The organism is Pelagibius sp. (genome assembly GCF_028289705.1).
In the GTDB taxonomy this organism is placed as follows: Bacteria; Pseudomonadota; Alphaproteobacteria; order Kiloniellales; family Kiloniellaceae; genus Pelagibius.
The window spans coordinates 1-11,463 of the sequence record NZ_JANQOI010000045.1 but is presented as its reverse complement, the minus strand read 5'-3'; the positions used below and the strand labels follow the sequence as shown (position 1 = coordinate 11,463).

Below are 11,463 nucleotides of genomic sequence, written 5' to 3'. Positions count from 1 at the left end.
CCGGGGCACCCACGATCTGTTGCCCGACGCCATGCGCCGCCACCGCGCGGTGGCGGACGGCGCGCGCCTGGTCGCCGCCCGCTACGGCTTTCAGGAGATTGCGACGCCGATCTTCGAGTTTACCGAGGTCTTCAAGCGGACCCTGGGTGACACCTCCGACATCGTCACCAAGGAGATGTACACCTTCACCCCCGGCGGACGCGCCGGCGAGGAGGACAGCATCACCCTGCGGCCGGAGAACACCGCCGGCGTGGCCCGCGCCTTCATCTCTGGCGGTCTCTCGCAGCAGGTGCCGGTGAAGGCCTTCTACGCCGGGCCCATGTTCCGCCACGAGCGCCCGCAAAAGGGCCGCCAGCGCCAGTTCCATCAGATCGGGGTGGAGTTGATCGGCATTCCCCAGCCGCTTGCCGACATCGAGGTGATCGCCTGCGGGGCCCATATCCTGGAGGAGCTGGGGCTCGGCGATGCGGTGGTATTGGAATTGAACACGTTGGGCGATCCGGAAAGCCGCAAGGCCTACCGCGAAGCCCTGGTCGCCTACTTCTCCGACCACCGGGAAAGCCTTTCCGAGGACAGCCGGGACCGGCTCACCCGCAACCCGCTCAGGATTCTGGATTCCAAGGACGAGGGCGACCGCCGTCTGGTCGCCGATGCGCCGCTGTTCGGTGACTATCTCAACACCGAGAGCCGGGATTTCTTCGCCGCGGTCTGCGAGGGGCTGGAGGCCCTGGACATCGCCTATCGGCTGAACCCGCGTCTCGTAAGGGGCCTGGACTACTACTGCCACACCGCCTTCGAGTTCACCACCGACCGCCTGGGCGCCCAGGGCACGGTCATGGCCGGGGGCCGCTACGACGGCCTGATCAAGACCATGGGCGGGCCGCCGACGCCGGGGGTCGGCTGGGCCGCCGGGATCGAGCGGCTGGCCATGCTCTCGGAGACCGACGCGGCGGCGGCCCGTCCTTTTGTCGTGGTGCCGGTGGGCGAGGCGGCGGCGGAAACCGCCCTCAAGGTGACCCAGCGGCTGCGCCATGCCGGCTTCGTGGTGGAACTGGGGTACTCCGGGAACCTCAAGAAACGTTTGCAGCGGGCCAACAAGTTGAACGCCCGCGCGGCCCTGTTGCTCGGCGAGGAGGAACTGGCCGCCGCCAGCGCCACGTTGCGCGATCTGGACTCGGGAGAGCAGGAGCTCGTCTCGCTCGATACCTTGACCGAGCGCCTCTCTCGCCTCGCTTAGCGCGGCCGCGATGGCGGAGCGCTCCCCTTCCGAGGGTCACCTGCACCCGGAGAAACTGGACCGGCTGGTTCTGGTCGGCGTCAACCACCGTTCGGCCAACGCCAGCCTGCGCCAGCGGCTGTTCGAGGAGGAGCCGGACCAGGGCGCCTTGCTTCGGGCGCTGCGCGGCCCCGGATGCGAGGAGAGTCTCGCCATTGCGACCTGCGAGCGCCTGGAATTCGCGGCGGTCGCCCACCCGGGCCAAGATGCGGCCGCTCCACTGCTGCAGCTCATGGCCCGGACGGCGGCGATGGAGCCCGCGGAGCTGGTCGGGCAAAGCTACTGCCACACCGGGATGCCGGCGCTGCGCCATCTCTTTGCCGTGGCAGCGTCCCTGGACAGCCTCGTGGTGGGGGAACCGCAGATCCTGGGGCAGATGAAGCAGTGCTATCACGCGGCGGGGGCTGCCGGCCTGTCCGGGCCCTTCCTGGACAGCGCCCTGCAGGCGGCCTTCGCGGCGGCCAAGCGGGTGCGCAGCGAAACCCCCATCGGCCAGCAGGCCAGCTCCATGACCCTGGTGGCCACCCAGGTCGCGGCGGATCTGCACGGGCGCTTCGAGGGTTTGCGCCTGCTGTGGCTCGGCCTCGGCGAGATGGGCGAGATGCTCTCCGCCGACTTCAAGGCCGCCGGCATCGACCAGCTTCTGGTGATGCACGGCTCCGGGCCCCGGGCCGAGGCGGCGGCGCGGCGCCTGACCTGCAACTTCGCGCCCTGGGACGCGCTCGACCATCACCTGGCCGAAGCCGACATCGTGGTCACCGACAACAGCGCCGGCCACTTCTCGCTCACTGCAGCGCAGGTCGAGGCGGCGCTGGTCCAGCGCCGCCGACGCCCGATCCTGCTGCTCGATGCCGGCGTGCCGCCCGATATCGAACCCGCGGTCGCCGAACTGGACGGGGCCTTCGTCTACGACCTGGACGATCTGGAACGCCTGGCGCAGACCTCATCCGGCGGACGCGCCGCGGCCCAGGGCATGGCCTGGGCGGTGCTGGAGGAGGAGTTGGACCGCTTTTGCCGCAGCCAGGCCGAGCGCGCCGCCGCCCCCTCCGTCGTGGCCCTGAGACAGCATTTCGAGGCGATGCGCCGTGCGGTCCTGGAGAGCGGCAACCTGGACGCCGAGGCGGCGACGCGGCTGCTGGTCAACCGGCTGCTCCACGACCCTTCGGAGATCCTGCGCCGGACCGCGGCGGAAGACCGTCAGGCCGGCGAGGATCTGGAGCAGGCCTTGCGCCGCCTGTTCCCGCTGGTACAGAAAGCGGACGAGAGTGAGGAAGAGACGTGACCCTCGACGACAGCCTGAACCGCGTGCTCAGCCGCTACGAAGAGCTGCAGAGCCTGGTGGCCACCCACCCCGATCCGGGCTCTGCGGAGCACACCGCGATGCTGAAGGAGTTCTCCGACCTGACGCCGGTGGTCGAGGGCATCGAGGCCTTGCGCGGCGCCCAGCACGAGATGGGCGATCTGGCGGAACTGATGGCCGATCCGGAGTCCGACAGCGAGATGCGCGCGCTCGCGGAGCAGGAGTTCCATGACTTGAAGCTCAAAATGCCGGACCTGGAACAGGCGCTGAAGATCCTGTTGCTACCCAAGGACGAGGCGGATTCGCGCAACGTGATCCTGGAGGTGCGCGCCGGAACCGGCGGCGACGAAGCCGCGCTTTTTGCGGCGGACCTGATGCGCATGTACCAGCGCTATGCCGAGCAGCAGGGCTGGCGCTTCGAGTTGATCGAGGCCTCGGAAAACGAGCTGGGCGGTTACAAGGAAGCCAGTGCCTCCATCACCGGCACCGCCGTCTTCGCGCGCCTCAAGTTCGAATCCGGTGCGCACCGTGTGCAGCGTGTGCCGGTGACGGAGTCGGGCGGGCGCATCCACACCTCCGCGGCCACCGTGGCGGTGTTGCCGGAGGCTCAGGAGGTCGACGTCCACGTCGACGAAAAGGACCTGCGGATCGATACCTACCGCTCCCAGGGTGCCGGCGGCCAGCACGTCAACACCACGGATTCGGCGGTGCGTATCACCCACCTGCCGACCGGCGTCGTGGTGCAGTGCCAGGACGAGAAGTCGCAGCACAAGAACCGCGCCAAGGCGATGAAGGTGCTGCTGGCCCGGCTCTACGAGGTGCAGCGCCAGGAGCAGGACGCGGAGCGCGCGGCCGACCGCAAGAGTCAGGTCGGCAGCGGCGACCGCTCGGAGCGCATCCGCACCTACAACTTTCCCCAGGGCCGGGTCACCGACCACCGCATCAATCTGACCCTCTACAAGCTGGATCGGGTGCTGAGCGGCGAAGGCCTGGATGAGATGATCGATCCGCTGATCGCCGCCGACCAGGCCGAGAAACTGGCCGAGCTGCAATGAGCCATGGCGCGGGATGACGCCCCGATGACGCTCGAAGCCGCGGTGACCGCAGCGGCACAGCGATTCGCCGCCGCCGGTATCGAGTCGCCCCGCCGCGATGCGCGCCTGCTGATCTGCCGTCTTCTGGGCGGCGGGCCGGAGCTGCTGCTGGCCGAGCCGGGGCGGGTGCTGGAGGCGGGTTAGCAGTCCGTCGTCTCTGCAGCCGTCGCGCGGCGGGAACGGCGGGAGCCGGTCTCGCGAATCCTTGGCGTGCGCGAGTTCTGGAGCCTCGAGTTCCTGCTGGACGAAGAGACGCTCGACCCGCGTCCGGACAGCGAAACCCTGGTCGAGGCGGTACTGCAATGGGCCGGCGACCGCCGTCGCGCCTGGCGCATCCTCGATCTCGGCTCCGGGTCCGGCTGTCTTCTGCTGGCGCTCCTGAGCGAACTGCCGAAGGCCCGCGGGCTGGGACTCGATCTCGCCCCCGGCGCCGTTGCGGCCGCGGCCCGCAACGCGGCGCACCTGGGCCTGTCGGATCGCGCTGCCTTCGTTCAAGGATCGTGGCAGGACGGCCTGCCGGCACCGGAGGGTTCCCAAACCTGGGACATCGTCGTCAGCAATCCACCCTATGTTGCGAGCGCGGAGATCGGCAGCCTGGCGCCCGAGGTGGCGGACTACGAGCCGTGCCTCGCCCTCGACGGCGGGGCCGACGGACTGGACGCCTATCGAAGCCTCATTCCCCGGGCGGCAAGGGTGCTGCAGCAGCAAGGATTGCTGGCGTTGGAACTGGGCGCCGGGCAGGCGGCGGCGGTCGAGAGCCTGCTTGAAGAGGCCGGTCTAGGGGCCCATCGGACTGCCCGTGACCTCTCGGGAACCGAGCGTTGCCTTCTTGCCACGCAGCCCCGGAATCCCGCCACTTGCGGGCCGGACTCGCCGGGGAATCGGAAAAAAAAGTGTTGGAAAGCCGGGCAAAGGCCTCTACCTTGAGGGGGCTGAGCCAAGGGGCTCCAAGCGTCTCGGGAGACGCATCACCACCCCACATCGACTTGTGTGTGGTTTCCAGCTCGCGGAACCGCGCTTTGGTGGTTTTGAAGAGCGCGAGCGATGAACTATCCATTCTGAAGCAAGCGAACGATGAGACAAGGTTCCAATAATGGACGTCGGCCTCGCGGCCGGACCAATCGCAAGCAGCACAGCGGGGGGCCGTCCAGGTCCCACACCTTTGACAGCAATGGACCCGACGGCCGGGTTCGGGGGAACGCGCGGCAGGTCTATGAAAAGTACCTGACACTGGCCCGTGATGCCCAATCGTCGGGCGACCGGATCGCGGCGGAAGCCTATTTTCAGCACGCCGAACACTATTTCCGCATTCTCAGCGATTCGACCGACCCGCACCGGCCGGAGCGCCGCCAGGACGACCGCCAGCCGGCCCAGAGCAATCCCGCCGAGAGCGCCGGCGAAGCGCCCCGGGACGAGGCCGCCATCCGGGTGAACGGCGAAGCCGAGGGCACCGGCCCGCAGCCGGACCTGCCGATCGATGCAGGCGGCGACAAGCGCAACGGTACGGCCGCCGAGGCGAGCCTGACGCCCGCCGCAGCGCCGGAGACGGACCAGGAGGCCAAGCCGGCGGCCCCGAAGCGCCGCGGCCGCCCGCGCAAGCCGCGCCCGGACGATCAGGACGCGAAGAGCCGGCAGGAAGACAGTCCCTCGGAAAAGGAAAACGACCCGGCCGCGCCGTGACCGTAGGGCCGTGATCGCAGCTGGGCCGCAATCCTGCCTGAGAGTCTTGCTCGAAATGAATGGTTTGATTTCAGTGGCTTGCTAAAGCCATTCCTTGCCACATCGTCACCCTCGGGCCTGTTCCGAGGGTCCATGGATAGACCGAGACCCGAACCGCGATGGATTGCCGGAACAAGCCCGGCAATGACGGTCTGGGTGGCCGCAGGGCGCGATCTCTTTGACGCACAAGGCTTCGTTCTCAGCCAGACTCTGAGGGGCCAGGCCGCAGCGGAAAGGCCAGGCCCTAGGAAAACGGCAAGTCTCTGCCGGCGGGCCCGCTCTCAGACAGCTTTCCCGGCGCAAGCTCGTCGCCCAAGGCAATGGTGCCGCCCTGGGTGACCTCCGCATAAACCCCCATGTCCATATGCCCGAAGCCCTTGCGCAGGGTGAGCGGGATGTTCATGTCGCGCGCCGCCGTATCCGGATTCACATTGGTGGCGGCGCAGCGGTCGGAACGGCGCGTTACCCTCAGGCGGGCGCTGCCGACGGACAGGTCCCGGCCGGGCCAGGTGAACTCCTCCCAGGCCGGCAAGTCGTCGATCACGATGTTGCCGCGGAAGCGCCGCGGGTCCACCGTGGTGCGGGCGACCCTTTCGAAATCCCGGACGCTGGCGAGGTTGATGATGGAGACGGAGTCCGGCACCGCCTCCTCGTGGCTGCTGCCGGTCAGCTCCTGAAACGCCGGGGTGCCGCGCGGCGAGCCGGCGAAAAACCCGGCGAAGAACTGATTGAGCAACATCCGCCCGGTCTGGTCGCAGGGATTGGCGGAGACCACCTGCCGGCCCTGGCGGTGGATCGTCAAGAGCGGTGCCGCAGCGTCGTAATCCATGGTGAGCTGCGCCAGCTTCTCTTCCTGGACCAGGTCGAAGAAGCCGCGCCGGGCGCCGGTGGTCAGGCCATAGACCAGGGCAAAGCGGCGGTCCTCCGGCAGGCCGGCGCCGGCGGCCAGGGTTACCGCTTCCAGGGTCTGTTCGTTCAGGCCCTTGACCGGAAAGCGGCAGAGCCTCCGCACGCGGGCAGCCATCGCGTCTCTCGCTGGAATGTTGCACTGCAACTAACCGCCTTCGCCGCCGCCGAGTCAAGGCGCGTCCCGTCGGCGCCGGGTGCGACTGCGGAAAAGATCTCAATTACGAATGAGAATGATTTGCAATATCAAAATAAGCGGGCTATCTTCAGCCCGTGCTCTTCGCTGCCGATTCGGCGGGTTCCGGGCAGCCGGCTTGGTCTTCTGGACTGCCAGGCCGGGTGCCAAGGTACGCAGGGTCCTCGTGGCGGTAAGCATTGATCTCTCCTGATCCACACTTTCGGGCAATGCCCCGCCCCTGCCAGCCGAAAGGCACGGCAGGGGCTCTCTTTTTCGGAATAATCCCCGTGAAGCACGGCCAGAAGGAATGGGTCTACTACGACTACCGTCACGACGCGCTACACTATGTCAACAACGTCGAGTCGTTCTGGCGGCTGTTCAAGAAATCGGTGGACTGCACGCACATTCACGTTTCGGCCAAGTACATGGATCGATATCTGCGGGCGTTTACTTCTCGCTCAAACCATCGCGAGATGCAGAACGCGATGTTCGGTCTTCTGACTGGGGCTGTGTAGCTAGAGCACGAATAACAGCCTCGACCTCTGCCAATTCCGCTGGGCCAGCCCCTTGGGCGTCTTGCTAAGCGATAAGCTCTTGTAATCGCCCGGTTTTCATCGCCTCAGCCAAGCGTAACATCTTGGAATCCTTGACTTATCAGGCGATTAAAAGTAAATCACATTGCTGGTGGCCGTGCCACCGGGTCCGCTACACCCGATGACACAGGCAACCAACTACGCTTTTAACGCGCGGTCTTTCCGCACTGAGCTTCACCCCCCTTCGGGTTAGCCCTGGCACAGGGCGGGGTTGGCGGGCGCGGACCCGCCGGGATACGGGTCACGGGAGCTTCACCTCTCGTGACCCGAACTATCTTCAGCCTCGGACTCATTGTCTTTCCGCTCCGGTTCAATAATCGGATAGCAGAAATCGATGACCGGGCCGATGGTGGCCAAAAATCGCTCGCGTTGATCTTCGGTCCAACCCTGTCCCTGAGGGGGCAGGCTAGCCATAAGACCAGCTAGAGCCGGAGGCAGATTGCTAGTCGAGTTGTGCTGTGCGCTAGCCCTTGGGGTCTTCGGAGTTCTGGTTGGCTTTATGGCCGCTGAAGTGTCTTTCGACTTGCGCGGCGTTGGCGCGGGTCTTTCTGGTCGAACGCCTGCTGCGGCAAAGAGCCCCATGAAAAGCGAAACCATTCGCGACTGCTGGCCTACCGGCGTATAGCTTCTGAAAGCATCACGAATCTCAGTCTCGCTCGCCTTGGCCGGATCAATGAACTGAAGGGCATCGGCATATGCCGAATGCAGCCATTCCGCCAGCCGCTGCTTGTATTCTGTCTCAGGGGCGAGACGAAGGCCTTCCAACGTGTCGGTCGGCTTCCCGGCCTCATCAATCAGATCGAGTGTCTGAAGGGCATACAGGGTCCGGGGGATCAGACTCTCGGAGACGCCGCCGCGAGCCAAAACCTCTGCGTTAACCGGCGTCGGGAGTCCCTTGGTTCGATGTCGATCAACGACGCTAATCACCGCCGAGGCGGGGGCGTAGGGCGCGGAGCCATTGCTTGTAACAGGCATGGTGGTTCTCGTTTCTGTATGGTGTTGGACAAGATATTTCCCTGAACCACATCTGTCAATAGCCTGTTCTTGTCTCAAGATACGCATATGTTTACAGATTAACATATTGATTTTCAAGAGAAAATAGTTTTATAGAAAATCTCGTACGAAAAACATAATGAAATGGGCGATTGAGAAGGTTTTGATCCAGGGGTTGTTTCAAGGGGGCGTGTGGGGTGACTGGCCACCTCAAGGTCCGAGAATTGCTTGAAAATTGGTGTAACAGCCGACTCCGAGGAGGGCGCGCGAACGTTACTTGCCCAGGTCCTGGCAAGGTGGATGAGATCATAGGGCTGGGACAGAATGGCGGTTGGCTGGTTAATGGTTGGGTGATAACAAGAGACTCGTGATCTACTTGCTCTCAGTCGATAGTCTCGCCCTTTTCTGAGCCTTTCTTCGGCGGTGCGCGCGCTTGGCATGGGTGCTGACCATCGTCGCCGGCGGTGGCGGCCGCTGGTTGGAAATTAAGCATTTCCGTTGAAAATACCGGGTCTTGGGGCCTTGTGTCTTTTTTGCAACAGCCCCATATGCAAGGGCGGGACAAGGGCCCTCGGGCCGGTCCCGGCGATCCCGCGCCTCTTGGAAGGGCGGGGTGGCCCAGCTACCACGGATTGACTCGCCTGCATGCCGCTTTAAGGGTGCGGGAAGGGGGAACTGAATGGACCTGAATCGCTATACCGAACGCTCGCGCGGCTTCCTCCAGGCTGCGCAGACCCTTGCCAGCCGCAAACATCACCAACGCCTGACGCCGGAGCATCTTCTGAAGGTGCTGCTCGACGACGAGGAGGGTCTGGCGCGCAGCCTGATCCGCGCGGCCGGCGGCAAGCCGGAGGCGGCGGTGAAGGCCGTCGACGCGGCGCTCGCCAGGCAGCCGAAGGTGGAAGGCGCCGGCGCCGGCCAGCTCTATCTCGCCCAGGAGACCAACGATCTTTTCGCCCAGGCCGAGAAGCTTTCCGAGGAGGCCGGCGATTCCTATGTGACCGCCGAACGCCTGCTGCTGGCCCTGGCCATGCTGCCGGGCAGCGCCGCCGCCAAGGCGCTGAGCGATTCCGGGGTCACGCCCAAGAGCCTGAACCAGGCGATCAACACCATGCGCAAGGGCCGGCGCGCCGATACGGCGACCGCCGAAGACCAGTACGAGGCGCTCAACAAATACGCCCGCGACCTCACCGAAGTAGCCCGGGAGGGCAAGCTGGACCCGGTGATCGGCCGCGACGAGGAGATCCGCCGCACGGTGCAAGTCCTGTCCCGCCGCACCAAGAACAATCCTGTCCTGATCGGCGAGCCCGGCGTCGGCAAGACCGCCATCATCGAGGGGCTGGCCCAGCGCATCGTCAACGGCGACGTGCCCGACACCCTGAAGGACAAGCGGCTGATGTCCCTCGACCTCGGGGCCATGGTGGCCGGCGCCAAGTTCCGCGGCGAGTTCGAGGAGCGCCTGAAGTCCGTGCTGCAGGAAATCGCCGATGCCGGCGGCGAGATCATCGTCTTCATCGACGAGCTTCACACCCTGGTAGGCGCCGGCAAGGCGGAGGGGGCGATGGACGCCTCCAACATGCTGAAGCCGGCCCTGGCGCGCGGCGACCTGCACTGCGTCGGCGCCACCACGCTCGACGAGTACCGCAAGCACATCGAAAAGGACGCGGCCCTTGCCCGGCGCTTCCAGCCGGTCTTCGTGCCGGAGCCCAGCGTCGAGGAGACCATCTCCATCCTGCGCGGCCTGAAGGAGAAGTACGAGCTGCACCACGGCGTGCGCATCACCGACAGCGCCATCGTCGCCGCGGCGACTCTTTCCAACCGTTACATCTCCGACCGCTTCCTGCCGGACAAGGCCATCGACCTGGTGGATGAGTCCGCGAGCCGCCTGCGCATGGTGGTGGACTCCAAGCCGGAAGAGATCGACGAGCTCGACCGCCGTCTGGTGCAAATGAAGATCGAGCAGAACGCGCTACAGAAGGAAAGCGACAAGGCCTCCAAGGAGCGGCTGGAGAAGCTGACCGCCGAGATCGCCGAGTTGGAGGCGAAGTCGAAGGAGCTGACCGACCAGTGGCAGGGCGAGAAGGACAAGCTGGCCGGCGCCCAGAAGCTGAAGGAACAGCTCGACCAGGCGCGCGGCGAACTGGACATCGCCCAGCGCGAGGGCGACCTCAACCGGGCCAGCGAACTGAAATACGGCGTCATCCCCGGCCTCGAAAAGCAGCTCGAGGAGGCCGAGCAGGCCCAGGAACACCGCATGCTGAACGAGGAGGTGACCGACGGCGACATCGCCTCCGTGGTGTCGCGCTGGACCGGCATTCCCGTCGACAAGATGCTGGAGGGCGAGCGCGAGAAGCTGCTCTCCATGGAAGACGCGCTGCGCCAGAGCGTCATCGGCCAGGAGGACGCCATCGTCTCCATCGCCAACGCGGTGCGCCGTGCGCGCGCCGGGCTACAGGACCCGAACCGGCCCATCGGCTCCTTCCTGTTCCTCGGCCCCACCGGCGTCGGCAAGACGGAGCTGACCAAGGCGCTGGCCCGCTTCCTCTTCGACGACGAGACGGCGATGGTCCGCCTCGACATGTCGGAGTACATGGAAAAGCACGCCGTGGCCCGCATGATCGGCGCGCCCCCGGGCTATGTCGGCTACGAGGAGGGCGGCGCGCTCACCGAGGCGGTGCGCCGGCGGCCCTATCAGGTGGTGCTCTTCGACGAGGTGGAGAAGGCGCATCCCGACGTCTTCAACATCCTGCTGCAGGTGTTGGACGACGGGCGCCTGACCGACGGCCAGGGTCGCACCATCGACTTCCGCAACACCCTGATCATCCTCACCTCCAACCTGGGCTCGGAGATTCTGGCCGCCCAGCCCGAGGGCGAGGACAGCGATGCTGTGCGCAATCAGGTGATGGAGGTGGTGCGCGGCGCCTTTCGGCCGGAGTTCCTCAACCGCCTGGACGAGGTGCTGCTGTTCCACCGCCTGACCCGCCCGCAGATGACCGGCATCGTCGACATCCAGTTGGCGCGCCTCCATGCCATGCTGGCGGACCGCAAGATCACCCTGGAACTGGACGAGCAGGCCAAGGTCTGGCTCGCCGACAAGGGCTACGACCCGGTTTATGGCGCGCGGCCGCTGAAGCGGGTGATCCAGCGCGAGCTGCAGAACCCCTTGGCCAGCCTGATCCTGGAAGGCAAGATCGGCGACGGCGACACGGTCAGCGTGAGCGCCGGGGCCGAAGGCCTGGCGATCAACGGAGAGATGGTCGCAGCGGCCTGAGCCAGAGCCTGGTCTTGAAGGAATCTCGATGTTCTACGACACCCGGACCGGCGACCACGGGTTGCCGCACAATCCCTTCAAGGCCTGCATCGTGCCGCGGCCCATCGGCTGGATCACCTCGGTGAACGAGGCG

At 65.8% G+C, this 11,463-nt stretch carries 9 protein-coding genes and 1 pseudogene; 8 read left to right on the top strand and 2 right to left on the bottom strand.

Going from position 1 to position 11,463, the window contains the following annotated elements; translation table 11 throughout:
• The 6 genes and pseudogenes from hisS to Q0996_RS05700 all read left to right on the top strand — a co-directional run.
• The coding region (hisS, locus tag Q0996_RS05725; RefSeq protein WP_299616810.1) for a histidine--tRNA ligase at positions 1-1,237 on the top strand (1,237 nt) is incomplete at its 5' end.
• A 10-nt stretch (positions 1,238-1,247) separates the two neighbouring features.
• Positions 1,248-2,558, top strand: a complete 1,311-nt coding sequence (gene hemA, locus Q0996_RS05720; RefSeq protein WP_299616808.1) for a glutamyl-tRNA reductase — start codon at positions 1,248-1,250, stop codon at positions 2,556-2,558.
• Positions 2,555-3,631, top strand: coding sequence for a peptide chain release factor 1 (prfA, locus tag Q0996_RS05715; protein WP_299616806.1), 1,077 nt, complete (start codon positions 2,555-2,557; stop codon positions 3,629-3,631). The genes hemA and prfA overlap by 4 nt, the downstream gene beginning before the upstream one ends.
• Before the next feature lie 24 nt (positions 3,632-3,655).
• A complete protein-coding gene (locus tag Q0996_RS05710) occupies positions 3,656-3,814 on the top strand; it encodes a hypothetical protein (RefSeq protein WP_299616804.1) in 159 nt (52 codons plus the stop codon).
• A 21-nt stretch (positions 3,815-3,835) separates the two neighbouring features.
• Positions 3,836-4,597, top strand: a pseudogene (gene prmC / locus Q0996_RS05705) (peptide chain release factor N(5)-glutamine methyltransferase); the annotation flags it as partial.
• 147 nt (positions 4,598-4,744) lie between these two features.
• Positions 4,745-5,350, top strand: a complete 606-nt coding sequence (locus Q0996_RS05700; protein WP_299616803.1) for a DUF4167 domain-containing protein — start codon at positions 4,745-4,747, stop codon at positions 5,348-5,350.
• A gap of 283 nt (positions 5,351-5,633) precedes the next feature.
• On the opposite strand, the gene Q0996_RS05695 is transcribed toward Q0996_RS05700, so the two are convergent.
• Entirely contained in the window at positions 5,634-6,413 is a 780-nt protein-coding gene (locus tag Q0996_RS05695; RefSeq protein ID WP_299616801.1) for an MOSC domain-containing protein, read from the bottom strand.
• A 287-nt stretch (positions 6,414-6,700) separates the two neighbouring features.
• On the opposite strand from Q0996_RS05695, the gene Q0996_RS05690 reads away from it, so the two are divergent.
• Positions 6,701-6,988, top strand: coding sequence for a transposase (locus tag Q0996_RS05690; protein ID WP_299616812.1), 288 nt, complete (start codon positions 6,701-6,703; stop codon positions 6,986-6,988).
• 330 nt (positions 6,989-7,318) lie between these two features.
• On the opposite strand, the gene Q0996_RS05685 is transcribed toward Q0996_RS05690, so the two are convergent.
• The gene (locus Q0996_RS05685) at positions 7,319-8,041 is read right to left on the bottom strand and encodes a DUF5343 domain-containing protein (RefSeq protein ID WP_299616799.1); all 723 of its coding nucleotides are present in this window, start codon (positions 8,039-8,041) and stop codon (positions 7,319-7,321) included.
• A gap of 697 nt (positions 8,042-8,738) precedes the next feature.
• On the opposite strand from Q0996_RS05685, the gene clpB reads away from it, so the two are divergent.
• Entirely contained in the window at positions 8,739-11,330 is a 2,592-nt protein-coding gene (gene clpB / locus Q0996_RS05680; protein WP_299616797.1) for an ATP-dependent chaperone ClpB, read from the top strand.
• Positions 11,331-11,463 lie beyond the last annotated feature (133 nt).

Coding starts and splice junctions, on each gene's coding strand:
- clpB (WP_299616797.1), top strand. CDS start 8,739: ATGGACCTGAATCGCTATACCGAACGCTCGCGCGGCTTCCTCCAGGCT.
- Q0996_RS05690 (WP_299616812.1), top strand. CDS start 6,701: ATGCCCCGCCCCTGCCAGCCGAAAGGCACGGCAGGGGCTCTCTTTTTC.
- hemA (WP_299616808.1), top strand. CDS start 1,248: ATGGCGGAGCGCTCCCCTTCCGAGGGTCACCTGCACCCGGAGAAACTG.
- Q0996_RS05695 (WP_299616801.1), bottom strand. CDS start 6,413: ATGGCTGCCCGCGTGCGGAGGCTCTGCCGCTTTCCGGTCAAGGGCCTG.
- Q0996_RS05710 (WP_299616804.1), top strand. CDS start 3,656: ATGACGCTCGAAGCCGCGGTGACCGCAGCGGCACAGCGATTCGCCGCC.
- Q0996_RS05685 (WP_299616799.1), bottom strand. CDS start 8,041: ATGCCTGTTACAAGCAATGGCTCCGCGCCCTACGCCCCCGCCTCGGCG.
- Q0996_RS05700 (WP_299616803.1), top strand. CDS start 4,745: ATGAGACAAGGTTCCAATAATGGACGTCGGCCTCGCGGCCGGACCAAT.